The sequence below is a fragment of the Bradyrhizobium sp. U531 genome (assembly GCF_051710265.1).
Taxonomy (GTDB): domain Bacteria; phylum Pseudomonadota; class Alphaproteobacteria; order Rhizobiales; family Xanthobacteraceae; genus Bradyrhizobium.
On the sequence record NZ_JASVEN010000003.1, the window covers coordinates 65998 to 91194 of the forward strand.

Here is a 25197-nt window from a genome sequence, read left to right on the forward strand (position 1 = left end):
TCAGGAGAAAACCTGAGCCACTCACATGGGAGGCTCATGGAAAAATACAATCGCGGGAGAGGCTTGTGCGGTGCGAAAATTCTACCGCACGACCCCCGGCTGTGCCTGTGCCGTGCCGCCGCGCATGCGGGCGAGCAACTCGGTGGTCGGCCAGGAATCGGCGGGCAGGCCGAACTTGACCTGCATCGCCTTCACGGCGGCGCGGCTCTGCTGGCCCAGCACGCCGTCGACCTTGCCGACGTTGAATCCGGCGCGCACCAGGAGCTGCTGCAATTCCTTGAGCTCGTTGAACGGCAGTTGCGGTACCGGTTGCGCCGGCTTGCGCATGGGGGCGGCGCCGGCGATGCGCGAGGCCAGATAACCCGCCGTGGTCGAATAGATCAGCGAGTTATTCCACTCGGTGTAGGCCGCGAAATTCGCGTAAGCCATGAAGGCCGGCCCGAAGCGGCCCATCGGCAGCAGCACGGACGCCGGCAGATTGTCGTTCGGCAGCGGCCGGCCGTCGGGATAGGTGACGCCCAGCTGTGCCCAGGTCGAGCGCGGCTCCTTCACCGTGAGATCGGTCTTCTCCCACGGCAGGTTCGGCGGCACCTTGATCTCCTCCAGCCATGGCTCGCCGCGCCGCCATTTCAAGCCGCTCGCGATGTAGTTCGCGGTCGAGCCGATCACGTCGGCGGGCGAGCGCAGCAAATCGCGCCGTCCGTCGCCGTCATAGTCGACGGCATAGTTGACGTAGTGCACGGGCAGGAACTGGGTCTGCCCGAGCTCGCCGGCCCAGGAGCCGATCATCTCGTCGGGATGCAGATCGCCGCGATCGATGATCTTCAGCGCGGCGATAGTCTCGTTCACGAACATCTCCGAGCGGCGGCAGTCATAGGCCAGCGACACCAGCGATTTCAGCGTCGGCAGATTGCCCATGTTGGCGCCGAAGTCGCTCTCCAGGCCCCAGAATGCGGCGATCACCGCCGGCGGCACGCCATATTCCTTCTCCGCGCGCGCGAACGCCGCGGCATGTTGCTTGATATGCTGCTGGCCGTTCTGCATCCGATAGGGTGCGGCCATGCGTCCCGCGAACTCGGTGAAGAGCTGACCGAACACGCGCTGGCCGCGATCGCGATTGACGATGCCCTGGTCGTAGACGAGATAGGGCGAGGCCTCCGCCATCGTCCGCTGCGACACGCCGGCGGCGACAGCCTGGCTCTTCACGTCGGCCAGAAAGCGATCGAAATTCGCCCCGTTATGACATGACGCTGCGCGCGGCGAAGGGGCTGTTGCCCTGGGGGCGGCAGGCTTGGCGGGCGGCGGTGCGAACTGCGCGGAGGCGGGGAGAGCGAGCGTGAGCAGAGCGGCGGCCGCGATCGCAAATCGGGTCTGGAGCATGAGGTTTCCGGAAGGGGGAGACGCTGGGATTCTTGACGAACTTTAATGGATTGATTGCGTCCGAACCAGTGCCGCGGCTCCGCGACGCACCTTGAAACCTTGCGATCGGACAGGTGTCATCCCCACCTGAAGTGCGGCGGCCGCAGCTTTGCCGCGGCCGCGCCCGGGAGACGGCCATGAACTATCTTCGTACCGCAATGCTGCTCGCAGGCCTCACCGCCCTGTTCATGGGCGTCGGCTATCTGATCGGCGGCGCCGCCGGCGCCATGATCGCGCTCGTCATTGCCGCCGCGACCAATCTCTTCACCTATTGGAACTCGGACCGCATGGTGCTGTCGATGTACGGCGCCCACGAGGTCGACCGTTCGACCGCGCCGGAGCTGGTCGGGCTCGTCGCCGAGCTTGCGGGCCGTGCAGGCCTGCCGATGCCAAGCGTGTTCCTGATGGATGAGGTGCAGCCGAACGCGTTCGCGACCGGCCGCAATCCCGAAAATGCCGCGGTCGCCGTCACCACCGGCCTGATGCGCCAGCTCAGCCGCGAGGAGCTCGCCGGCGTGATCGCGCACGAGCTCGCCCATATCAAGAATCATGACACGCTGCTGATGACGATCACCGCGACCATCGCCGGCGCCATCTCCATGCTGGCGCAATTCGGCATGTTCTTCGGCGGCAACCGCGAGAACAACAATGGTCTCGGCATCGTCGGCTCGATCCTGATGATGATCCTCGCTCCGATCGGCGCCATGCTGGTGCAGATGGCGATCAGCCGCACCCGTGAATATGCCGCGGACGATCTCGGCGCGCGCATCGCGGGGCAACCGATGTGGCTGGCCTCCGCGCTTGTGAAGATCGAGGGAGCCGCGCACCAGGTGCCCAACCAAGAGGCCGAGCGAAACCCCGCGACCGCGCACATGTTCATCATCAATCCGCTGTCGGGCCACGGCGTGGACAATCTGTTCGCCACCCATCCCTCGACGCAGAACCGCATCGCCGCGCTTCGGCAACTCGCGGCCGAGCTCGGCACGCAGGCCGCGCCGTCGGTCGGCGCCAACGAGAATTATCCTCCGCGCGGCCCGTGGGGCCGCTCGACTTCACGAGGTCCTGCACGCGGTCCTTGGGGCTGACGAAACCTCCAGCGGATTCGCGCTTTGTGACCTGGCGCACACAGGATCGCCGGGACCGGTGCTAACAGCGGGGGGAGATGCTTTCTTCGAAAGGGGATGCGTGGCCGGCCCGCTGCTGGCCACGGTCGAAGATGACCAGAGTTGCCTTACCATTGCTGATCGTCCTCTGTGTGCTGATGGGCCTTTCCACGCACATGGTGGTCAATTGCGGCGACGAGGACGATCCCGACATCTGCTCGGCGGTGATCGGCTTCTCGCCGCTGCGCGGCTCGCTGATCGCGTTCGCCTATGAGGGACGCGGGCGGATCGCGCTGCGCCATGGCGACTTCAGGCGGGCGATCGCCGATTTCGACGAGGCGATCCACCTCAATCCGAACCGCGCCTCGCTCTATCGCGACCGCGCGCTGGCGCGCCGTCAGAACGGTGATCTCGAGCTTGCCATCGAGGATTATGACGAGGCGATCGCGCATGATCCCAGGCCCGCCGCGCCCTATCATCACCGCGGGCTGGCGCTCGCCGCCACCGGCGATCTCGATCGCGCCATCCTGAGCTACAACACGGCGATCCGCCTCGATGCGTCGGATGCGCAGGTCCGCCTCGATCGCGGCCTTGCGTATCTCGCCCGCGGCCAGGCCGACGATGCGCGCGCCGATTTCGAGGCGGCGCTGGCGCTGCCCGCCGGCAAGGACGGCCGTGCGCGCGAAGCGGCACGCGCAAAACTCGCCGAGCTTGCCAGCGCCGAGCCGATGCCGGTCGCTGCGCCGAGAAGGTGAGGGTCTCTGTCCCGCCGATCCCGGAAGCCCTGGGGTGCGTGGACAAGTCGCTTTGCCCGACGAGGCTTGGTTCGTCCCACACCGTCATTGCGAGCGCAGCGAAGCAATCCAGAATCTTTCCACGGAAAGGGTCTGGATTGCTTCGTCGCTTCGCTTCTCGCAATGACGGGGCGGATGCAGCTCGCCTTTCTCCCCTTACGAGAGAGGAGGCGCCGCTGTCACTTCGCCTTCTTGGCTTTGGCCTTCTTCGCCTTGGCAGCCTTCTTGGCCGGCTTGTCGGCCTTCTTCTCGACCTTCACCGCGACCGGCGTGCTCGCGGCAATCCGCATCGACCGCGCGTAGCTGTCGGCGACGTTGTCGGCGGACATCTGCAGGCGCTTGGCGGCGGCGGTGGCCTGCTCCAGGGTGGCCTTGGCCATCATCTTGAAGCGGTCGGCGGTTTCCTTGCTCTTGGCCTTGGCCGCAAGGCCGTTGAAGCGATCCCGCCGCTCCTTGGCGCGGGTCATCAGGCCCGTATGCAGCTGTCTGGCCAGTTGCCGGATCACGACATCCAGGTCGGCGTCCGCCATGTTCTCTTATCCCCTTCGAAAATCGGTATCGATGCGGGCGGGACTATGCAGATCGGGCCCCGCCTTGGCAATTCCCGGCGGTGCGTCATCCGCAGCTTCCAGGCCGCCAGAATGAAAAAAGCCGCGCATCTCGCGCGGCTTTTTGGATGTTTCGGCGGGTCGCCTTACTTCAGCGAGGCAACAGGGCCGCTCGACGCCGACGGCTCGGGGTCGAAGCCGAACACGCCGACCAGATATTTGTAGTAGTCCGGCATCTTCTCCTTGAGCGCCGCGCGCGACTTCGGATCGTGGAATTCGCTCTTTCCGGAAAGGAAGATGCTGGAGGTCACGGCGAAGAACTCCATCGGGTTCTTCATCGCGTAGGAGTCCTTGGGCAGCATGTCCTTGGACTTGGCGAGGGCAAAGTAGCCGATCACGCCCTTGTTGGCATAGCCGTCCGGCAGCAGCCGCGCATGATAGGCGTGCAGGAGCTCATGCAGCAGCACGGCCTCCTTCTCGTAACGCATCATGTCGGGGCGCAGCATGATCACCCCGAGCCCGGAATCGACCGCGAGGTCGACGGCGTTGGGATTGGTCCAGCGCTGCTTGCTGGGATCCCATACCGTCAAAGCCCGCGGCGCGGTGCGGCGGATATCCGGCGTGACCCGGCCGTAGCACGCGGTCGCGGCGCCTTCGTCGAGGCAGGCCAGCTCGCTCGCGACGATCGGCACGGTGTGGAAGAAGCGCAGCACGCGCGGCGAGAGGCCCGCGCCTTCGACGAGGTCGATCTGCTGCTTCAGATTGTCGGTGAGCTTGTCGACGTCCTTGCGGTCGGCATTCTCCGTGAGGTCGAACATGTAGCCGCGATAGCTCTGGAAACCCGGCGGCAGCGGCTGCGCCGCGTCGGCTTCGAGCGATCCGGCACGAGATGGACCGGCGAAGAGCGCGCCGACGACGGTTGCGGCCAGCAGCAACGCAATGCGCATGATGAACCCCCTGATGTCACTTCGCCCGGCAGAATAGGCCACCGTTGTTTGCGAAAAGTGAGTGGGGCGAGACTAGGGCACCGATGTTGAGGCGTGCTTAACCGTTGGTTGCAGAACGCTGCCGCGGATTAGGGACGGATTAACCAAGGCCGATGCGGCGAGCGCAGGCCTGTGACCGTCACCCTGAGGTGGCCGCTTCTTCAGCGGCCCTCGAAGGGCGACAGCCCGGCTCCGGCAGCGGGGCCGTACATCCTTCGAGGCTCCCCATGGGAGGCATTGCGTCCCATGCCTCGCACCTCAGGATGACGGGATGGACACTGAGGGTGTAGACTCACCCGAGGGCAGCACGCCCCACATTACGAGCCGGAAGGGAGGATGCCATGTATGCCGCCATCCGTCAGGCCAAGGCGAAAAGCGGGAGCGCGGAAGAGCTGGCGCGCCGCATCAAGGACGGCGCCGTTCCGATCATCAGCGACGTCGACGGTTTCCGCGCCTATTACGTCGTCTATGCCGGCGACGACACGGTCACCGCGATTTCCATCTTCGACAAATTCGAGCAGGCCGAAGAAGCGAACAGGCGCGCGATCGCCTGGATCGAGAAGGATCTTGGCCCGCTGCTGGCGGGACATGCGAGCGCGGCGGCCGGGCCGGTGATCGTGCATACGCTGGCGTAGGTTGCCGTCTCAATCGCGCTGTCGAAATGTCTGCATGCTCAGCCGGCAGTCTCGTGCCCCGGACGCGGCGCAGCGCGCCCGGCGATGCGAAGCATCGTCCGGAGCGGTGCGCCGCAGAGCCGGGGCCCATATTGCCGATCGCTGGGTGTTGCGTGGGTCCCGGCTCTGCGCAGCAGCGTTGCACGCTGCAGCGCGTCCGGGACACGAGACCTCCGCCTGCCTCACAACTCCCTTGCATTCGAGAACGCGAAGCTCGACACGCGCCTCGTCGTCTCGTCCAGGATCAGCGTGCGCGTGATCGGCGGCTCGGCGCGCTGGGCGCAGTTTTCGCGTTCGCAGAGGCGGCAGTTGACGCCGATCGGGGTTCCCTCGGTCTTCTCCAGGTCCATGCCGGCGGCGTAGGTCAGGCGCGCGGCGTGGCGGATCTCGCAGCCGAGGCCGATGGCGAAGCGCGGCTGCGGCAGCGGATGCGGCGCGACCGGGCGGCGCACCATCTGCGCGATCGAGAAATAGCGCGTGCCGTCGGACAGCTCGATCACCTGCTTGAGCAGGCGGTCCGGCGTGTCGAAGGTCGAGTGCACATTCCACAGCGGACAGGTGCCGCCGAACTTCGAGAACGGGAAGGTGCCCGATGAGAAGCGCTTGGAGACGTTGCCGGCATTGTCGACGCGGAGCAGGAAGAACGGAATGCCGCGCGCGTTCGGCCGCTGCAGGGTGGTGAGGCGATGGCAGACCTGCTCGAAGCCGGAATTGAAGCGCTGCGCCAGCACGTGGATGTCGTAGTTCAGCGCTTCGGCGGCGGCGAGGAATGTCGGGTAGGGCATCATCACGGCGGCCGCAAAGTAGTTGCCGAGCGTGATGCGGAACAGCCGGCGCGGCGCATCGTCGAGCGGGCCGGCGCGGCCGATGATGGTCTCCAGGGCCTGCGCGCATTCGCCGAGGCCGAGCTGGAAGGCGAGCTGGAACGCGCGGCCGGGCGGGTCGACCAGCTCGGAGATCAGGAGCTGGCGGCGGTGGCGGTCGAAGCGCCTGAGCGTCTCGCGCATGACGTCGACCGGCATGATGCGGGTCTGGATCGAATGCTTTTCGCGCAGGCGCGCCGCGAGCGCCGCATAGAGCTCCTCGGCAGGCACGTTCAACTCGTCGCGAAGATTCTCCGCGGCTTGCTCGAGTTCCGGGAAATAGTTGCGGTTGGCCTCGATCAGCTCGCGCACGCGCTCGACCGGATTGGCCTCGTAGCGCGTGCCGACGTCGCGGTCGGCCATCTGGGCGGCAGCCAGCGTCTCGCCTTGGCGGGCCTCGGTATAAGCCGCATAGAGCCGTTGCAGCGCATGGGTCACGCCCGGACAGAGCTCGGCGAGGTCGCGCAGCTCCTGCTTGGGCACGTCGATCTGGCGGAACAGAGGATCGGAGAAGATCTCGTTCAGCTCGGCGAAGAACCGGTCCTCGTCGGCGGTGGCGAGGTCACGCAGGTCGAGGTCATAGGTCTCGGCCAGCCGCAGCAGGATCTGGGCAGTCACCGGGCGCTGGTTCCGTTCGATCAGGTTGACGTAACTCGGCGAGATCCCGAGTCCCTCGGCAATCTGGGTCTGCGACAGCCCCAATTGCTGCCGGATCCTCCGGAAGCGCGGGCCGACGAAGAGTTTCTTGCCGGATTCGGCGGCCATGTCTCATATCTCCATCTGCATCAAGGACAGTTATGCTGACCTATTATTTACAAACTTTACAAAATAACATCTATTACATGTTCTGATGTTACATGACATCACCATTAAGAAACAAGCCATCTATACGATCTTTCTGTTTTGGCGTTTAGCTTCTGACACGCATCTCGCAATGCAGTGTCAAGAATGTCGATGGCCAGCCATCGCCATCGTCAGCGAAAGGATCAGTTAGATGAACTACCAGCCGCGCGGCATCAGCACCCTCCAGGGCCCGTCGTCCTATCAGGACGAGGTCAAGGCGGCCCAGGCGCTCCTCGAGACCCAGCCGACCTGGAACGGCGTGTCGGCCGAGGCCGTCGCGCGCATGCGCCTGCAGAACCGTTTCAAGACCGGCCTCGACGTCGCCCGCTACACCGCGGCGCTGATGCGAGCCGACATGGCGGCCTATGACAAGGACCCGACCAAGTACACCCAGTCGCTGGGTTGCTGGCACGGCTTCATCGCCCAGCAGAAGCTGATCTCGGTCAAGAAGCATTTCGGCGGCAAGACCGATCGCACCTATCTGTACCTCTCGGGCTGGATGATCGCGGCGCTGCGCTCCGAGTTCGGCCCGCTGCCCGACCAGTCGATGCACGAGAAGACCTCGGTGCCGGCGCTGATCGAGGAGCTCTACACCTTCCTGCGTCAGGCGGATTCCCGTGAGCTCAACGATATCTTCCGTCTGCTCGACAAGGCGCGCAAGGAAGGCGACAAGACCCGCGAGAAGGAGCTGATCGCGAAGATCGACAACTTCCAGACCCATGTCGTCCCCGTCATCGCCGACATCGACGCGGGCTTCGGCAATGCGGAAGCGACCTATCTGCTCGCCAAGAAGATGATCGAGGCGGGCGCCTGCGCGCTGCAGATCGAGAACCAGGTCTCGGACGAGAAGCAGTGCGGCCACCAGGACGGCAAGGTCACCGTGCCGCACGAGGTCTTCATCGCGAAGATCCGCGCGTGCCGCCACGCCTTCCTCGAGCTCGGCGTCGAAGACGGCATCATCGTCACCCGCACCGACTCGCTCGGCGCCGGCCTGACGCAGCAGATCGCCGTCAGCCACAAGCCCGGCGACATCGGCGACCAGTACAACAGCTTCCTCGATTGCGAGGAAATCACCGCTGAGAACGCCCGCAACGGCGACGTCATCATCAACCGCAACGGCAAGATGATGCGCCCGAAGCGGCTGCCCTCGAACCTCTACCAGTTCCGTCCCGGCACGGGCGAGGACCGCTGCGTGCTCGACAGCATCACCTCGCTGCAGAACGGCGCGGACCTGCTGTGGATCGAGACCGAGAAGCCGCATATCGAGCAGATCGCCAAGATGGTCGACCGCATCCGCAAGGTCATCCCGAACGCCAAGCTCGCCTACAACAACTCGCCGTCGTTCAACTGGACCCTCAACTTCCGTTGGCAGGTCTACGACGCGATGAAGGAAGCCGGCAAGGACGTCAGCAAGTACAACCGCGCCGAGCTGATGAAGCCGGAATACGACGATACGCCGCTGGCGCAGGAAGCCGACGAGCGCATCCGCACCTTCCAGGCGGATTCGGCCAAGCGCGCCGGCATCTTCCACCACCTGATCACGCTGCCGACCTATCACACGGCTGCGCTGTCCACCGACAACCTCGCCAAGGAATATTTCGGCGAGCAGGGCATGCTCGGTTACGTCAAGAACGTGCAGCGCCAGGAGATCCGTCAGGGCATCGCCTGCGCCAAGCACCAGAACATGGCCGGCTCCGACATCGGTGACGACCACAAGGAGTACTTCGCGGGTGATGCGGCCCTGAAGGCGGGCGGCGCCCACAACACGATGAACCAGTTCGGCTAACACACGCGCTTCGAGAGGAGACTGACAATGACCAACAGCAATTTCTGGGTGATCGGCGGCGAGTTCGGTTCGATGAATTTCCACAAGCTCGTGGAAGGCTCGGCCCAGGTGAAGGGACCCTTCAAGTCCCGCAAGGAAGCCGAGGACTGCTGGAAGGAAGTGTCGGAAGAGAGCCGCCACAAGGCCGGCGTCCGCTTCTCGATCGTGGAAGAGCCCTCGCGCGTCTCGGCCTAAGGGCCGAGCTGCCAACCTCAATCAAGAAGACGTCCAAGGACGGATGGTCCCATCCAGGCGCTGCCTGGGTGGGATCGTCTGTTTTTGGCACAGGTCAAGGGCCTGTGGGCACCGTAAGTATCTGGAATTGTGAGCCCTTTGCGGGCCTCGTGGTTGCTGATAGGTTAATGGGGATCAGTCGAGGACGAGGCCGACCATGTCAGAGCCCGAGACCAGCGGGACCCATCCCGGCCAGCCGCGCCCGGTACGGCTGCGCGATGCGCTGCTGCGCGCGCGGATCGAGGCCGCCGACCGGACCGGCGTCGTCGTCGACTTGCGGGACGCCGAGGTGGCGCGGCTCGAGATCCTCAACGATGCGCTCGATCCGCTGTTCGCGCAGGTGCCCGACAGGATCGATCTGTTCGATCGCGGCATCAGCCAGGGCGATACGCCGAAACTCTGGATCGACGTCGTCGCCCACGTCGTGATGGGACGCGACAAGCGGATGTACCGCTTCGTCCAGGACACCCGGTTCGGCCGCATCGTGCTCGCCGAATCGCACGACACCGTTGTCATCGTCGAGGCCGTCACCGACTATGTCGCGCGCCGCATGGTCGAGCGCGAACGGGCCATGGTGATTCCGCCCGAACCGCAAGTCCCGGCTACCGAGCCGCCGCCGCGCCGTTCGCGCTTCTGGCCGTTCCTGTTCGGCTTCGTGCTCGGTGCCGCCGCGCTATTCGGGCTTGCGGTGCTGGCGGCGTTGCGGAGCTGGTGAGGCATTTTCCGCCGTCATTCCGGGGCGCGCGAAGCGCGAGCCCGGAATCCATTTTTCAGCACGTATTGTGGCCCAATGGATTCCGGGTTCATGCTTCGCATGCCCCGGAATGACGGCGAGCTACATCAGCCTCACATGCTTGACCTGTCCGACCTGATATCCCGCGCCGAGCCCCCGCACCGTCTGCTCGCAGCGCCAGCCGGCATTGTCCTTCTCGATCCTGAGCAGATTGTACGCCGCCGCCGGATAGTCGCCATGCGCCAGCGCGGAAGCCGAGGGCACGCCGAGCGCGGGAATCTTGCCGTTGGGTCCCTCGAACCACATCGTCGAATGAATGTGGTCGTGCCCGTGCAGGATCAGCTCGACGCCATGGCGTTTCAGAACGGCCAGGAGATCCGCGGAGTCCGTCATGCGCTTCTGGCGCGCGGCGGATTTGAGCGGATGATGCACCAGCAGCACGCGGAAGACGTCCTCGGCCGCGAGCCGTTCGAGCAGGCGTTCGAGAGCGGCGAGCTGGTCGCGCCCGAGCGTGCCCGTCGCCATCAGCGGCAGGGTCGGCACCGCCGTGGACAGGCTGATCAGCGCCAGCGGCCCGCGCCGGCGCACCGAGGGAAAGCCGGTGGCGCCGTCGTCGCCGGCGAGATAGGGCGCAAACGTCTCGCCGAAGCGATGCGCGGTGGCGCGGACATAGGCGTCGTGATTGCCTGGAATCGTGGTGACGCGATCGGGCGGGCCGACCTCGTCGAGCCAGGCGCGGGCCGGCGCGAACTCGGCTTCCAGCGCGAGGTTGACGAGATCGCCGGTCACTGCGATGTGGTCGGGCGCCTGCGCCTTCATGTCGGCGACCAGTGCGTCGAGCACCTCGCGGCGCTGGTATTTGTGGCGGTTGCGCGTCCAATTGACGTAGCCGAGCGCGCGCTTGCCCGCGAGCTCGATCAGCCGCGGCTTCGGCAAGGGCGCCAGATGCGGATCGGACAGATGGGCGAGCGTGAAGGGGGCCGGCGTGTTGGGAGTCATGGCGCGCGAGTGCCTCGCTATTGCTCCGCTGTAATGGCAAGGTCGCACGCATCGCGCAAGCCGGGCCCGAACCAGGGCGTCGAGGAAACCTGATGGGAGAGCGTCTGAACCGGATCCGACGGCGATGCGAGCCGCTGCTGCGGCGATTCTTCCACGCCTATTTCCTCGTCGTCCGCGGCATGACGCTGGGCGTCCGCGCCGTGGTGCTGGATGGTAAGAATCGTGTGTTTCTGGTCAGGCACAGCTATGTCAGCGGCTGGTATTTGCCCGGCGGCGGCGTCGACCATGGCGAGACCATGGAACAGGCGATGCGGCGCGAGCTCAAGGAGGAGGGCGATATTGACCTCACCGGAGAAGCCGTGCTGCACGGCATCTTCCTCAACAGCCACGTCTCCCGCCGCGACCATGTCGCGGTCTACGTGGTCAGGCAATTCAGGCAGGACCGCCTCCCTGAGCCCAACCGCGAGATCTCCGAATGCGGGTTCTTCGAGATCGGCTCGCTGCCAGAGGGGACCACGCGAGGGACGCGGCTGCGGATCGCCGAGGTGCTGGGCGGCACGCCCCCGATTGCGACGTGGCGCTGAGGGCGGCCTGTGCTAGTAAGCTGACCGAAAGAGCGCCACCGGATGAAGATTGCCAAACTCGTTTTCGGTCTGATTTGCCTTGCGATCCTCGCCAGCAACATCGTCACGATGTCGCGCTGGAGCGAGGCGCGCGGGGTCTATGACGACATCTGCTATCTCAGGCAGGCGCATCTGTTCCAGCGCCTCGGCGTCGGCGGGCTCAACACCAACGTGGCGCTCGACGACGACCGTTATTTCGAGGGCAGGCTGAAGGAGATCGCGTTCGCCGAGTGGAGCGATCCGATCCGCTGGCCGTGCCACAATCCGATGCCGAGCGGCAAGATCGTGCTGCAATACCCGCCGGGCACCGGCTTCCTGCTGGCGCTGTTTCCTGAAGGCCACCAGGTGGTGCCGCTCTACATTGCCGCCAGCCTGATCGTCTGCGGCCTTGCGATAGCGGGCGTTGCCATGGCGCGCAATTTGTCGTCGGTCGTCGGGGCCGGCCTGTTCGGCGCGTTTGCGATGTACCTCATGATCAACCCGGCGAAGGCGAGCTATTCGGTTGCGCCGACCATGGCGGTGTGCGCGATGGCCGGCTTCCTGACGGCGCTGTGGCTGAGCAGAGACAAGCGCAAGGTGCTGCTGATTGCGCTGATCGGCCTCCTGATCGGCATGTCCGTCAATTTCCGATTGCCGAATGCGTTGCTCGCGGCCGGTTACGTCATCTATCTCGGCGTCGCGTTCCTGCGGGCGCGCACGCTTGCGGCCTTCGTGCAGGGTCTCGGCTTCACTGCCGGTATCCTCGTCGGCATGGCCCCGACATTGATTGCCCAGGCCATCAATGCCGGCAGCCCGCTGGCCACGACCTATGGCAGCGCCGACGTGGTCGCACCGGCCTTCGACGTTACGGTGTTCGGCCATTATCTGCACGACATGCAATTCGTGCTGATCGTGCTGGCGCTCGGTTCGACCGCCCAGCTGTTGCGGGTGGGCGAGGGGAGCGTGCGGCAGGTGGCCCTCGTCGTCGCCGGCAATCTTGCCGTCAACCTCGTGTTCTTCCTCAGCCATCCGATCTTCACGCCGTATTACGTCGTGCCGATCGCGATGCTCTCGCTGTGGAGCGCCTCGTTCGCCTGGCTGATGCAGCCGGCGCAGGCGCGGCAGGCCGCACCGCTCGGGCGCGAGCCGGCAAGCCTCGGAGTGTCGCCGCGATGACTTCGGAGCAACTCCGCATCGCGGTGCTGGTGCCCTGCTATAACGAGGAAGCGGCGGTCGCGACCGTCGTTGCCGATTTCCGCAAGGCGCTGCCCTCGGCCGCGATCTACGTCTACGACAACAATTCGCGCGATCGGACCGCGATCGTCGCGCGCGAAGCGGGCGCGATCGTGCGCAGCGAGCGCCGGCAGGGCAAGGGCCATGTCGTGCGCCGCATGTTCGCCGACGTCGAGGCCGACGTCTATGTGCTGGTCGACGGCGATGCCACCTACGATGCGCCGAGTGCGCCAGGCATGATCGACCGGCTGCTCGACGATCATCTCGACATGGTGGTCGGCCGTCGCGTCGATCAGGTCCAGGCCGCCTACCGGCTCGGCCACCGCACCGGCAACCGCATGCTGACCGGCTTCCTGGCCTCGACTTTCGGGCACGCCTTCAAGGACATCCTGTCCGGCTACCGGGTGTTCTCGCGCCGCTTCGTAAAATCCTTTCCGGTCCTCTCCGACGGCTTCGAGATCGAGACCGAGCTCGCCGTCTATGCGCTGGAATTGTCCTTGCCCGTCGCCGAGATCGAGACACCCTATTACGCGCGTCCTGAAGGCTCGTTCTCCAAGCTCAACACCTGGCGCGACGGGTTTCGCATCCTCGGCACCATATTGAAGCTCTACCGATCGGAGCGGCCGCTGCGCTTCTTCTCGGCGATCGGAATCCTGCTGGCGGTGGCCTCGCTGATCCTTGCGATTCCGGTTCTGATCACCTTCATCCAGACCGGCCTCGTGCCGCGCCTGCCCACCGCGGTGCTGTCGATGGGCCTGATGATCATGGCCCTGCTCGCGGTATCCTCGGGCCTGGTTCTCGACACGGTGACGCGAGGGCGGCGGGAGATGAAGATGCTGGCCTACTTGTCTCAACCGACCTTGAAAAGGAGCTGAGCGGCGTCGCAGCCCGATGGACCGCGCGGCGTTCAGGTGCTATCCCGCGATTGACATGACCGATCTCTCACTCACCATCCTTCCCGAGGCCCCCGGCGACGCTCAGGCGATCGAGCGGCTGCACGAACGCACCTTCGGTCCCGGCCGCTTCGTGCTCAGCGCCTACCGCATCCGCGAGCATGTCGACCATCTGCTCGACGTCTCTTTCACCGCGCGTATCGGCACGCTGCTGGTCGGCTCGGTCAGGCAGTTGCCGGTGCTGGTCGGCGACACGCCGGCATTGCTGCTCGGGCCGCTCACGGTCGAGCCGCCGTTCCGCGACCGCGGCATCGGAAGGCTGTTGATGGAGCGCGCGCTGAAGGACGCGAAAGCCAGGGGCCACGCCATCGTGCTGCTGGTCGGCGACGAGCCCTATTACAGCCGCGTCGGTTTCAAGCCGGTGCCGAAGGGCCGCGTCACCATGCCGGGCCCGGTCGATGCCGCCCGCATCCTCGTGTTCGAGCTCGTCGACGGCGCCTTCGAGGGCGTGTCGGGGCAGGTCGCACCGGACTGGAGCAAGGCGCGAGCGGGGTAGGATCGTTCGTAGCCCGGATGAGCGCAGCGAAATCCGGGAAAGCTGCCGCTATGGATGCACTGTCCCGGATTGCGCTGCGCTCCATCCGGGCTACTGGAGATGTCCATGCAGGTGCGTCCCGCCGACCCCGCCGAGATCGATCACCTCGCACAGCTATGGCACGATGCCTGGCACGGCTCGCATGCACAGCTTGCGCCGCCCGAACTGGTCCGCCTCCGCACGCTGGCGAATTTTCGCGACCGGCTCGCGGCCATGCTCGACACCATCAGCGTCGCTGGCCCCTTCGGTGCGCCGCTCGGTTTCTGCTCCGTCAAGGGCGATGAACTGTACCAGCTGTTCGTGTCGCCGACTGCGCACGGCACTGGTGTGGCTGCCGCGCTGCTCGCGGACGCCGAGGCCCGCCTCGCCGCGCGCGGTGTCGAGCTGGCGTGGCTCGCCTGCGCGGTCGGCAACATGCGCGCCGCGCGCTTCTACGAGAAGAGCGGCTGGCGCAACGCCGGCACCTTCGTGATGATGTCGGAGACGTCGCAGGGGCCGTTCCCCGTCGATCAATGGCGCTTCGAGAAGCGGCTCGCACGCAGCCCATAGTCCGTAGCCCGGATGGAGCGTAGCGCAATCCGGGAAGCTGGTTGCCGCAAATGCACCGCCCCGGATGTCGCTTCGCTCATCCGGGCTACGAGGCTGTTGCTGGGGCGAGCGGCTGCGGTTCATCCACCGTCATTGCGAGCGCAGCGAAGCAATCCAGAAATCCCTCCTCAGAAAGATCCTGAATTGCTTCGTCGCACCAGTGCAAAATTGCTACGCAATTTTGTCACGGGCTCCTCGCAATGACTGAAGCCGGGGCCCGCAGACCCCGGCCTGATCCGCGCTAGAACTTGAAGTTCGCGAACGCCCGCACGCCGATGCCGGGCATCAGCACCTCGTCCTTGGTGTAGGACACCGAATTGCGGATGTTCTCGTTGAGGAGATTGTTGCCGACGATGCCGGCCATCATCTCGCGCGCGCCGAACCAGTTGCGATCGAGCCTGGTCTTGTAGCTGATCTCGGCCTTCAGCAGATTGTAGCCCGCTGTCGGCGTCTCCGCGATCACCGCGACGTTGTTCTGCGCGAAGGCGTGCAGCAGATTGACCCGCATCAGCCAATTGTCGTCGCGCCAGAACACGCCGCCACCCATCCGCATCGGAGGAATCCGCGGCACGCTGGTGCCGTCGCTGAAGGTGGCGCGGACCATGTCGAATTGGTTCTCGATGCCCCAGATGCCGCCCTGGAATGCGCCGACGTCGAGCTGCGACTGGAATTCGCCGCCGCGGAAATTCGCATTGCGCTGCGAGTAGACCGCCTGGTTCAGCTCGGCGCCCGGCGTGCCGCAGGACGCAAAGTCGCCGTCGCAGGACACGCCGGTGAGGCGGCGATAGATGAAATTGTCGAAATGCGTGTAGTAGACGGTCGCCTCGAAGCGGAACGGTCCCGTCGCCCTGCGCACGCCGAGCTCGACCGATTTCGCGGTCTCGATGGTGAGATTGGGATTGCCGATGTCGAACGTCGCGGTGGCATCATGGCCGCCGCGCGAGAACAACTCGGCCGCCTTCGGCGCGCGCTCGACATATTGCGCGGTGATGCTGCCGACCATGCCGCCCGGCAAATCCTGCAGCAGGCCGATGCTGCCGCTCTTCGGCGTGAAGGACGGGTTGCGCGAGATCGCCGCCTGCGGCGTGCCGTCGGGCAGATAGTCGGCCGGGAAGTCCGGCGTCGTGCCGTGCAGCTCGACATGCTCGATGCGGCCGGCGATCTGCGCCCGCGTCGCCTCCGTGAACTTGAACTCGTTGAAGGCATAGCCCGCAACGCGCGTGCTGTTGTTGGGGTCCCACAGCCCGTTGAACAGCGTACCGGGATTGTCCGGGCTCGGCGCGCTCAGTTCCTGATGACCGACCTGAAAGCCGAGCGCCGTCGTCACCTCGGCGAAGCGCGCGTTGAACGGCATCAACTGCACCTCGGTGCGGATCTCCTGCTCCTTGTTGGTGAAGGTCTGCCGGATGCCGTCGCTGTTGAGGTCGGCGGGATCGGCAAGGCCGATCTCGTTGTGACGGTAGTCGGTCGCGCCGGCCCAGAAGCGAACTGTGTCGATCGCGGTCGCGTCGGGGCGGTACTCGCCCTTGACGTTGATCTTGGTCTGGTGGCCGTCGATCCGCGTCCGGTGGTCGGCGCCGTCGATGCCGGGGATATGGTAGAGCGAGTCGTTCTGCGTGATCGACGCGCCGATATAGCCACCCTGGAAGAAGTAGGAGCCGCCGATCGAGGCGCCGTCCGAACGCGTTGCCGAGTTCGGCTGGCGGCCGTTCACCGCCCGGGTCTGATCGTTCAGATAGGGATAGCTGGGTATGGAATAGTCCGAGGTCGTGCGGCCATAGGCGTCGGCATGGAAGGCAAAATTGCCGCCGCCGGTGTCGAGCAGCACGCCGCTTTCGACGCCGCGGTCGACCGAAGAGAACGCGGTGCGGGTCTCTGCGGTGACGCAAGGCGATGTTGCGGCACTCGCCAGCGGCGCCTTGGCCGGCAGTCCGTAAGCCTGGAACGACGGGGCGCAGCTCGGCACCGCATCGGGAATCCGGTTGTTGGTGGCGCTGACGACGCCGCCGATGGAGGTCGAGCCGTAGCGCAGCGCAGCGGGTCCGCGCACCACTTCGATCTGGTTGGTCGCGAGCGGATCGATCGGGACGAAATGATCCTCGCCGAGGTCGGAGGCGCCGCTGGCATTGGTGCCGTTCTCGACGATGCCGACGCGGTTGACGTCGAGACCCCGGATGATCGGCCGGCTGGAGGCGCCGGGTGCAAAGCTGGAGCCGGTGATGCCGGGCTTGGAGAACAGGAGATCGCCGAGCTGGCCGCCGCCCTCGCGGCGGATCTCCTCGTTCGGCACCACGGTGACGGTCGCGAACTGGTTGGTCACCACGGGCAGCACGCCCTGCTGGGGTGCCGTGGGCGCAGAGGCCGCCGGCGCCGCGTCGGCCGTCTGCTCACGGCTTCGCACCCGCGCGGTCCGCGTGCCGCGGCCTGCGTTGCGGGACGGAACTACCGCCCTGCGCACGATCGGGCTCGGGGCCGTGACGGTAACGGCGGGGATCTCGGTCGACGATTTGTCTTGCGCGGGCGTTTGCGCGAACGCGGATGTGGCGGCGGCGCCGAGCATGAGCAGGCTTGCTCCGCCAAGACGCTGCGCGCGTCGCAGTTGATATGACATGGTCCTGATTCCAATCAGGCGCCGTCCGCATGATGGTCTGTGATCGGAGGCGGCCTGCCGTCGCGGCGCGACGGAATTCGACTTCAACTTCTCCCGGGCCTCGCCGATGTGCGGCGAGCCCAGGCGTGATCAGCGATGTCTGGAGTCAGGACGCGGGAGGGGCGCGCGGCTGGAACGCCGTGCCGGCCGATTTCAGGTGGAGAAATTCGGCATCAGTGGTGCGGTAGAGCAGGTTGATCGCCTGCGGCAGCAGCAGTACAGGTGGTGCCGCGAACACGACGGCGCTCGCCATCGCGACGACGGCGCAGATCGCGCAATTGTCCTCGCCCGGGTGTTCGCGGTCGGGGCTCGAGGGCGCCTGCTTCCGGACCGCGGTGCGGTCGATTGCAGCAACGCCGCTGGCGCCGTCAGCCTGCTGGAGCGTGGCCTGGGCAAGCGGCGCGGCCTGCGCGAACCAATGGCTGTGGCCGAACGTCAGCGCGAACTGCACCAGCATCGCGAACAACGCGAGCCGGGCGCCGTGCCTGATATTCGACCGGAACCACTTCATCGGAAAAGCCACCCCCGCATCGCGAGGCGCCACTTTCGAGCGGCCGCGACGTTATAATGTAACATCGCCCGACCCGTCAGCAGATGTCAACGGCCCGCGGACTCGTCAGCGCGGGTGGTGGGCCGATGTGGCGTTCGAGCAACGGAGCGCTACCGCCCCTCGCGGACCCAGGTCGCCGCAAACGCGCCGAGCAGCAGCAAGAGGCCGATCAGGCCGGCGAAGATCGGCAGCACGCCGACGCCCTTGACGACGCTGGCATCGCGCATCCGCACGCCCATCCAGCCGTCACCGGCGAAGACGCTGGCCGAACGCACGGGGAGGATGCGCGGCAGCTCGACGCTGGTACCGCTGGCCACGCGCACGGCATTGCCGCCGGTCGCCTGGGTGAGCGGCTTCAATGTGTCGGTGGTGGAGGTAACTTCCGAAAACTCCTTCGGATTGGTCGGGCCGACATTGATCAGCGCCTTCAGCGTGCCGTCGGTGGCCTGCCACAGGCCGAGCTCGCTGGCCGGCAGGCTGGCGCGCCATTCGCCAGGTTCGCCGGGGCTCAGCGTCAGATCCTGCGAAGCGCCAGACGGCGATGTCACGCTGACCGGCTGGACGCTGTCCGCCATGGTCTGGCGCACCACAACGAGATTCTTGCCCTGCACCTGCAGGCGCAGTGCCTCCTCGTCGAGGTCGGGCTGCTTCATTAGCCAGTGCGACATCCGCCTGAGCAGGTCCAGATGCGGGCCGCCGCCCTCATAGCCGCGGGCCCACAGCCAGATGTGGTCGGAGAGCAGCAACGCGACGCGGCCTTCCCCGAAGCGCGACAGGAACAGGAGCGGCTTGCCGTCGGCTCCCGTCATCACCGGAGGGTTCACCGAATTGCGGGTGTCGACCGTCCTGAAGAACCGGCTCCAGCGCGGTGGCTCGCTGGCCGAGCCTTCGAGGCCGCGCGTGACCGGGTGGCGTTTGCCGACGTCGGACAGATGCGCATAGAACGGCTTTTCCGTCACGCCGACCGGCTCCGCCGGCAGCACCGAATCCAGCGGCGTGCGCCAGATGCTGGTGTTGGAGGCGTAGTCGGGGCCGGCCGAGACCAGCACCGCGCCGCCGCCGCGTACATAGCGCGCGATGTTGTCGAAATAGGCGATCGGCAGCACGCCCTGGCGGGCATAGCGATCGAAGATGATCAGCTGGAATTCGTTGATCTTCTGCTGGAACAGCTCGCGGGTCGGGAATGCGATCAGCGACAATTCGTTGATCGGCGTGCCGTCCTGCTTCTCCGGCGGACGCAGGATGGTGAAATGAACGAGGTCGACGCTGGCATCGGACTTCAAGAGATTGCGCCAGGTGCGCTCGCCGGAATGCGGCTCGCCCGAGACCAGCAGCACGCGCAGCTTGTCGCGCACGCCATCGATGGCGACGACGGCGCGGTTGTTCACCGGCGTCAGCTCGCGTTCGAGCGGCGAGGCCTCGATCTCGACGATGTTCGGGCCGGCGTGCTTGATGTCAACGTCGACGCTCGCGGCCTGCCCGCTCGAGAGCGTGCGCTCGTTGATGACCTCGCCGTCCCGGCGGATCGTGACCCTGGCGCGCTCGTTGGTGACGCCCTGGTCGTCGAGCCGGTAGCTGATGGTCTGGGTCTGGCCGACGATGCCGAAGCGTGGCGCGGCCGTGATTGCGATGCGGCGGTCGCGCTCGTCCTTCTGGCCGGTGATCAGCGCGTGCACCGGCGCCTGGAAGCCGAGCGCGGCGGCGTTCGCGGGAATGTCGTGGACGCGGCCGTCGGTGATCAGGAACGCGCCGGCGACGCGGTCGACCGGCACGTCCGACAAGGCCGAGGCGAGGGCGCCGAACAGCTTGGTGCCGTCGGTCTCGCCGTCGGCCTGTCCGGCGTCGACGACACGCACCTCCAGCCCCTTGACCTTCTTCAGGCTGTCGACCAGCGCTTCCTGGGCCTGGGCTGCCTCGACGGTGCGATTACCGAAATTCTGGCTCGGGCTCTTGTCGACGACGACCGCGGCGATCGAGGTCAGGGGATCGCGATCCTCACGCGTGAAGGAGGGATTGGCGAGCGCGAGCAGGAACAGCGCCAGCGCGGCGACGCGCACCGCGGCGCCGCGCGCACGCGCCACCAGCAGCACAATTGCGATGACGACGATCGCGGCGAGCGCGAGCCACAGCACGATCGTGGGGACAAGCGGCGTGAATGCGATGCCGTAGTTCATCAGACAGACCTATGAGCGTCATTCCGGGGCGATGCGAAGCATCGAACCCGGAATCTCGAGATTCCGGGTCTGGTCCTCCGGACCATCCCGGAATGACGGGGCGTGTGGTTCAAGCTCTTCATCCGCATCATTGCCCCAGCCGTTCGATCAGGGCCGGTGCGTGCACCTGGTCGGCCTTGTAGTTGCCGGTCAGGGTGTACATCACGATGTTGGCGCCGGCGCGGTAGGCGAATTCGCGCTGGCGGGTGTCGCCGCCGGTCACCGGCAGCATGGCCTGGCCGTCGGGCCGCACGGCCCAGGCGCCGGCAAGATCGTTCGAGGTGATGATGATCGGCGAGACGCCGTCGCCGCCGCGCGCCGGCCGCTGCGCGTTGTCCTCGTCCTCGTCTTCGCGCGGCAGGGTTTCGACCCAGGTCTGGCCGGTGACGAAGCGGCCGGGGAAGTCGCGCAGCAGATAGAAAGTCTTGGTCAGCACGTGCTCGCGCGGCACCGGCTCGAGCTCGGGCACGTCGAGCGAGGACAGAATCTCGCGCAGCGTCTGCATGCCCGGGGTTTGCGCCGCGCCGTTCGCGCCGGGCGGGGCCTCGATGGCATCGCGGGTGTCGAACAGCACGGTGCCGCCCTGCTTCATGTAGGCGTCGATCCTGTTGAGCGCGTCCTGCGGCGGCTTGGGCGCGCCGGGCACGATCGGCCAGTAGATCAGCGGGAAGAAGGCGAGCTCGTCGCGCGCGGGATCGACGCCGACGGGATCGCCCGCCTCGAGCGCGGTGCGCTGCGCCAGAAACAGCGTCAGTCCGGACATGCCGGCCTTGACGATGGAATCCACGTCCGCATTGCCGGTGATGACATAGGCGAGACGGGTCTGCGCCGTCGCGCGCATCGCGAAATCATCCGCGGCGCCGTCCGCACGCGAAGCCGTCGGCGTGAGCGCGACGAGGCCTGCGAGCGCGAGACCGAGCACGATCATCGCGGGCGCGGCGCGGCGGCGCAGCAGCGCGGCGATCCCGCCGCCGAGCACCGCGACGATGATGGCGTCGATCAGGAACAGTGCGAGCGCCGTCGACAGCAGCCAGCCGCGCAGGTCCCGCGGCTCGGCATTGGTGTAGGTGGCGTGCCGGGCGCGCAGGCTCGCGGTGTTGAGGGCCGCGATGCGGTCGGCGCTGGCAAGCGTGTTCACGGCGAGCGGTCCTTCGGCCGGTCCATAGAAGCCCGGCGGATGATCTGATGTCGCGCGGTCGCGATAATCCGCGGGCAGAGGCTTTGCGGTCGCCGGCGGCGGGCCGAAGGCGCCGAAACCGTCGAGGATGTGCAGCGGCGCCACCGTCTCGGTGGTCGCTTCGCTGGCAACGCCGGCGCCGGGCTTGGACGTATAGCCGGACATGTCGACGACACGGCGCAGCATTTCGACGAAGATGCCGGACATCGGTAAGTCAGACCAGCGCATGTCGGCGCTGACATGGAACAGGCTGACGATGCCCTTGCCGCGATGCTCGCCGGTGACCAGCGGTGTGCCGTCTTCGAGCGAGGCCCAGCTCTTGGTGGCGAGCACCGCGTCGGGCTCGGCCAGCACCTGGCGGCTTACGGTGACGTCCTTGGGGACCGCGACGCCGGAGAACGGGCCGTCGGCGGCGAAGGAGGCGAGATGCTGCGGCTTCTCCCAGGTCAGGCTGCCGCCGAGCGTGCGGCCGCCCTTGCGTAGCTTGACCGGCACGAGATCGTCCTCGGCTTGCGCCAGGCGGGGACCCGCGAACCGCACCAGCACGCCGCCCTGGTCGACCCAGGCATTGAGGCGCTCGCGCAGCTCGGGCGCGATGGTGCCGACATCGGCGAGGATGATCATCGGCAGCTTCTGGTCCAGGAATTGCGTGATGCCCTGCTGCGGCGAGCCCTTATCGGCGAGCCTGACGTCGGCGAACGGCGCCAGCGCGCGGGTGAGGTAGAAGGTCGGCGCCAGCAGCGGCTGCGCGGTCTCGCTGGTCGCGCCCGAGACGATGCCGATGGCGCGGCGGCGCCAGCGCTTGTCGAGCAGCTGCACCGCGCCGGCGGAGCGCTCGCTCGAGATTTCGAGCCGGGTGATGTCGTTGCGCAGCTCGACCGGCAGGTCGAACGCGGCGTCGGTCTCCTTGTCCTGCGGACCGAACGAGAAACGCGCTTCGCCGATCGGCGAGGCCTTCTGATCCAGCGCGCGCACGGTGCCGACCGCGATGCCGCTGTCGGTGCGCAGCACCTTCACCGTCATCTTCGCGGCGGCGTTCTCGGCCGCGACCAGCGCCAGCGGCGAGGAGGTGCCGCCTTCGAAGATGGTCAGGCTGCGCTCGCCGATGGTCTTGCCGAGGCTGCCTACGAAGTCTTCGCCGCGGCCGGTGTCGACGCCGTCGGACAGCCAGGCGATCTCGCAATCGCCGGTGGCTTTCAGGAAACGGTCGATTGCGGCCAGCGTCTCGACGCGGTCGATCGAATAGGGCTTTGGCGCGAGCTGGCGCAGCGCGACGCGCGCGGCGCCCGCCGGCATCAGCGTGATGTCGCGGTTCGGCTCGGACAGCGGCACCAGCGCGATGGCGCGGCGGTCGTTCTCGGCATTGGCGATCAGCTCGTCGGCGGCCCGGATCCTGACGTCCCAGTGCGAGGCCGCGCTCCAGCCGTCGTCGAACATGATCATCAGCGGCGCCTTGCCGCCGGCAAGGCCGGTTTGCGGATTCCAGATCGGTCCGGCGGCGGCGAAGATGACGAGCGCCGCAGCCAGCAGCCGCAACGCGGTCAGCCACCACGGCGTTCGCGATGGCGTCTCCTCGCGCGGGGCGATGTCGAACAACAGGCGCGTCGGCGGAAACTCGATGCGGCGCGGCCGCGGCGGCATCACGCGCAGCAGCCACCACAGCACCGGAAGGCTGACGAGGCCGATCAGGAGCAGCGGTTCGGTGAAGGCGAGCGGCAATCCCATCATGCGGCCGGCCCCGCCTTGATCGAGGTGGTGCGCGCGCCCGACTTGCTCACCTGCATGCCGGCATGCAGGAACAGCAAGAGCTCGGCCGCGGAGCGGTCGGTGGCGTGCGTGGTGAACAGCCAGTCGAGCTTGTTGGTCTCGGCGCGGATCTGGTCGCGATGCAGCGCGAGGCGCGCGGTGTAGTCCTCCGCCCAGCTCTCGGCGCGGCCGGCGGTGATGACGCCGAAGCCTTCAGGCTCGACGAACTCGACGCGGCCGGAATAAGGGAAGCTCTCTTCGGCGGGATCGACGATCTGCACCAGCGTGCCATGCGCGCCGGAGCCGGAGAGGCCTGCCAGCGTCGTCCTGATCTCGGAGATCGGCGACCAGAAATCCGACAGCACGATCGTCTCCGCCAGCGCCGCGGGGACGAAGGACGGCGGCAGGCTGAGCCGGTCCGCATCGTCATGCAGCATCGCCTGCGCCATCTTGTCGATCACGCTGCGGCTCGCGGTCGGCGCCATCAGCCCGGGAATGCCTACGCGCTCGCCGCCGGAGACGAGCAGCTCGGCCAGCGCGAAGGCGACGATCAGCGTGCGCTCGAGCTTGGACTCACGCGCGGTCTTCGAGGCGAACGCCATCGAGGGCGAGCGGTCCGGCCAGATCCAGACCGTGTGCGAGGCTTCCCATTCGAGCTCGCGGACATAGAGATGGTCGTCGCGCGCCGAACGGCGCCAGTCGACGTTCTGTGCGGGCTCGCCCGAGACGAAGCGGCGATACTGCCAGAAATTCTCGCCGGAGCCGGCGCGGCGCCGGCCATGCAGGCCGTGGATGACGTTGGCGGCGATGCGGCGGGCCTCTAACACCAGGCGCGGCAAGGACGCGGCGAGCGTGCGGCTTTCGCCATCGGCACGTCGGATCGCGATGATCTCCTTCGCCGTGTGCCCGTTGTCCGCTGCCATCAACCGATCCGTGTCTTGAGCTGCTTGATCACGTCCGGAATGGTGCGGCCTTCGGCACGTGCCTGGAACGTCAGCGCCATGCGGTGCTTCAGCACGGGCTCGGCGAGGTCGAGCACGTCGTCGACCGAGGGTGCGAGACGCCCGTCGATCAGCGCACGCGCGCGCACCGCCAGCATCAGGGATTGGCTGGCGCGCGGGCCGGGGCCCCAGGCGATGAATTTGCCGGCTTCGCCGGCGTCGGGACCCGGACGAGCCGAGCGCACCAGCGACAGGATGGCTTCCACCACGGAATCGCCGACCGGCAGGCGGCGGATCAGCCGCTGCGCGGTGATCAGCGCATCCGCCGTCATCGATCCCCTCGCGAGCGTTTCCTCGGCGCCGGTGGTCTCGAACAGGATGCGGCGTTCGGCGTCGCGATCGGGATAGTCGACGTCGATCTCCATCAGGAAGCGGTCGAGCTGCGCTTCCGGCAGCGGATAGGTGCCTTCCTGCTCCAGCGGGTTTTGCGTCGCCAGCACGTGGAAGGGTTTCGGCAAATCGTGGCGCGCGCCGGCGACCGTGATGTGCTGCTCCTGCATCGCCTGCAGCAGCGCCGACTGCGTGCGCGGCGAGGCGCGGTTGATCTCGTCGGCCATCAGGAGCTGCGCGAACACCGGACCCGAGATGAAGCGGAACGCGCGCTTGCCCGTGGTGCTCTCATCCAGCACTTCGGCGCCGAGGATGTCCGAGGGCATCAGATCCGGCGTGAACTGGATGCGCTTGGCATCGAGCCCGAGCGTGACGCCGAGCGTCTCGACCAGTTTTGTTTTCGCAAGGCCGGGGACACCGATCAGAAGCGCGTGACCGCCGGAGAGGATCGTGACCAGCGTGTTCTCGATCACGCGATCCTGGCCGAAGATGACGGATCCGATCGCTTCCTTCGCGGCGCGAATCTGGCTCGACACCTGCTCGGCCGAACGGACGATCCCGTCCTCGAGTTTCTCGACACTCTCCGCCATTCGTTCGC

At 66.6% G+C, this 25197-nt stretch carries 22 protein-coding genes; 11 read left to right on the forward strand and 11 right to left on the reverse strand.

Annotated features, from left to right (window positions below):
* Window positions 1-81: 81 nt before the first annotated feature.
* Window positions 82-1380 carry a lytic murein transglycosylase gene (locus QRQ56_RS16540; RefSeq protein WP_438741589.1) on the reverse strand — a complete coding sequence of 433 codons (1299 nt, stop codon included), beginning with the start codon at window positions 1378-1380 and terminating at the stop codon, window positions 82-84.
* A 176-nt stretch (window positions 1381-1556) separates the two neighbouring features.
* On the opposite strand from QRQ56_RS16540, the gene htpX reads away from it, so the two are divergent.
* On the forward strand, window positions 1557-2504 hold the full coding sequence (htpX, locus tag QRQ56_RS16545) for a zinc metalloprotease HtpX (RefSeq protein ID WP_438741591.1): 948 nt from the start codon (window positions 1557-1559) through the stop codon (window positions 2502-2504).
* A 131-nt stretch (window positions 2505-2635) separates the two neighbouring features.
* Window positions 2636-3277 carry a tetratricopeptide repeat protein gene (locus QRQ56_RS16550; RefSeq protein ID WP_438741593.1) on the forward strand — a complete coding sequence of 214 codons (642 nt, stop codon included), beginning with the start codon at window positions 2636-2638 and terminating at the stop codon, window positions 3275-3277.
* Between the two features lie 218 nt (window positions 3278-3495).
* Here the strand turns inward: QRQ56_RS16550 and QRQ56_RS16555 are convergent, their stop codons facing one another.
* On the reverse strand, window positions 3496-3846 hold the full coding sequence (locus QRQ56_RS16555; RefSeq protein WP_438741595.1) for a hypothetical protein: 351 nt from the start codon (window positions 3844-3846) through the stop codon (window positions 3496-3498).
* A 164-nt stretch (window positions 3847-4010) separates the two neighbouring features.
* A complete protein-coding gene (locus QRQ56_RS16560; RefSeq protein ID WP_438741596.1) occupies window positions 4011-4811 on the reverse strand; it encodes a hypothetical protein in 801 nt (266 codons plus the stop codon).
* Between the two features lie 380 nt (window positions 4812-5191).
* On the opposite strand from QRQ56_RS16560, the gene QRQ56_RS16565 reads away from it, so the two are divergent.
* Window positions 5192-5485: an antibiotic biosynthesis monooxygenase gene (locus QRQ56_RS16565; protein ID WP_014497428.1), complete on the forward strand. Its 294-nt coding sequence runs from the start codon at window positions 5192-5194 to the stop codon at window positions 5483-5485.
* A gap of 221 nt (window positions 5486-5706) precedes the next feature.
* Here the strand turns inward: QRQ56_RS16565 and QRQ56_RS16570 are convergent, their stop codons facing one another.
* The gene (locus QRQ56_RS16570; protein ID WP_438741597.1) at window positions 5707-7152 is read right to left on the reverse strand and encodes a helix-turn-helix domain-containing protein; all 1446 of its coding nucleotides are present in this window, start codon (window positions 7150-7152) and stop codon (window positions 5707-5709) included.
* Between the two features lie 229 nt (window positions 7153-7381).
* On the opposite strand from QRQ56_RS16570, the gene QRQ56_RS16575 reads away from it, so the two are divergent.
* From QRQ56_RS16575 to QRQ56_RS16585, 3 genes are all read left to right on the forward strand, one after another.
* On the forward strand, window positions 7382-9016 hold the full coding sequence (locus QRQ56_RS16575; protein ID WP_438741598.1) for an isocitrate lyase: 1635 nt from the start codon (window positions 7382-7384) through the stop codon (window positions 9014-9016).
* Window positions 9017-9043: 27 nt separating this feature from the next.
* Entirely contained in the window at window positions 9044-9250 is a 207-nt protein-coding gene (locus QRQ56_RS16580; protein ID WP_254145489.1) for a DUF4170 domain-containing protein, read from the forward strand.
* A 196-nt stretch (window positions 9251-9446) separates the two neighbouring features.
* Window positions 9447-10004 (forward strand): hypothetical protein, encoded by a 558-nt coding sequence (locus QRQ56_RS16585; RefSeq protein WP_438741599.1) that lies wholly within the window; start codon window positions 9447-9449, stop codon window positions 10002-10004.
* Between the two features lie 120 nt (window positions 10005-10124).
* On the opposite strand, the gene QRQ56_RS16590 is transcribed toward QRQ56_RS16585, so the two are convergent.
* Window positions 10125-11021: a metallophosphoesterase family protein gene (locus QRQ56_RS16590; RefSeq protein ID WP_438741600.1), complete on the reverse strand. Its 897-nt coding sequence runs from the start codon at window positions 11019-11021 to the stop codon at window positions 10125-10127.
* A gap of 92 nt (window positions 11022-11113) precedes the next feature.
* Here QRQ56_RS16590 and QRQ56_RS16595 point away from each other — a divergent pair, with 92 nt between their 5' ends.
* The 5 genes from QRQ56_RS16595 (at window position 11114) to QRQ56_RS16615 (ending at window position 14893) form a co-directional block, all read left to right on the forward strand.
* A complete protein-coding gene (locus QRQ56_RS16595; RefSeq protein ID WP_438741601.1) occupies window positions 11114-11605 on the forward strand; it encodes an NUDIX domain-containing protein in 492 nt (163 codons plus the stop codon).
* Window positions 11606-11647: 42 nt separating this feature from the next.
* Complete coding sequence (locus tag QRQ56_RS16600; protein ID WP_438741602.1) at window positions 11648-12799, forward strand: hypothetical protein; 1152 nt, start codon at window positions 11648-11650, stop codon at window positions 12797-12799.
* Window positions 12796-13731 (forward strand): glycosyltransferase family 2 protein, encoded by a 936-nt coding sequence (locus QRQ56_RS16605; RefSeq protein WP_438741603.1) that lies wholly within the window; start codon window positions 12796-12798, stop codon window positions 13729-13731. The genes QRQ56_RS16600 and QRQ56_RS16605 overlap by 4 nt, the downstream gene beginning before the upstream one ends.
* A gap of 55 nt (window positions 13732-13786) precedes the next feature.
* Window positions 13787-14305, forward strand: coding sequence for a GNAT family N-acetyltransferase (locus QRQ56_RS16610; RefSeq protein WP_438741604.1), 519 nt, complete (start codon window positions 13787-13789; stop codon window positions 14303-14305).
* Between the two features lie 105 nt (window positions 14306-14410).
* Window positions 14411-14893 (forward strand): GNAT family N-acetyltransferase, encoded by a 483-nt coding sequence (locus QRQ56_RS16615; RefSeq protein WP_438741605.1) that lies wholly within the window; start codon window positions 14411-14413, stop codon window positions 14891-14893.
* Window positions 14894-15173: 280 nt separating this feature from the next.
* On the opposite strand, the gene QRQ56_RS16620 is transcribed toward QRQ56_RS16615, so the two are convergent.
* The 6 genes from QRQ56_RS16620 to QRQ56_RS16645 all read right to left on the reverse strand — a co-directional run bounded on the left by QRQ56_RS16620 (window position 15174) and on the right by QRQ56_RS16645 (window position 25189).
* Entirely contained in the window at window positions 15174-17543 is a 2370-nt protein-coding gene (locus QRQ56_RS16620; RefSeq protein WP_438741607.1) for a TonB-dependent receptor, read from the reverse strand.
* 145 nt (window positions 17544-17688) lie between these two features.
* Entirely contained in the window at window positions 17689-18093 is a 405-nt protein-coding gene (locus tag QRQ56_RS16625) for a DUF2946 family protein (RefSeq protein ID WP_438741608.1), read from the reverse strand.
* Between the two features lie 149 nt (window positions 18094-18242).
* Window positions 18243-20306 carry a hypothetical protein gene (locus QRQ56_RS16630; RefSeq protein ID WP_438741609.1) on the reverse strand — a complete coding sequence of 688 codons (2064 nt, stop codon included), beginning with the start codon at window positions 20304-20306 and terminating at the stop codon, window positions 18243-18245.
* A 127-nt stretch (window positions 20307-20433) separates the two neighbouring features.
* On the reverse strand, window positions 20434-23250 hold the full coding sequence (locus QRQ56_RS16635; protein ID WP_438741610.1) for a DUF4159 domain-containing protein: 2817 nt from the start codon (window positions 23248-23250) through the stop codon (window positions 20434-20436).
* Window positions 23247-24191, reverse strand: coding sequence for a DUF58 domain-containing protein (locus QRQ56_RS16640; RefSeq protein ID WP_438741611.1), 945 nt, complete (start codon window positions 24189-24191; stop codon window positions 23247-23249). The genes QRQ56_RS16635 and QRQ56_RS16640 overlap by 4 nt, the downstream gene beginning before the upstream one ends.
* A complete protein-coding gene (locus QRQ56_RS16645; RefSeq protein WP_438741612.1) occupies window positions 24191-25189 on the reverse strand; it encodes an AAA family ATPase in 999 nt (332 codons plus the stop codon). Before QRQ56_RS16645 ends, QRQ56_RS16640 begins: the two co-directional genes overlap by 1 nt.
* Window positions 25190-25197 lie beyond the last annotated feature (8 nt).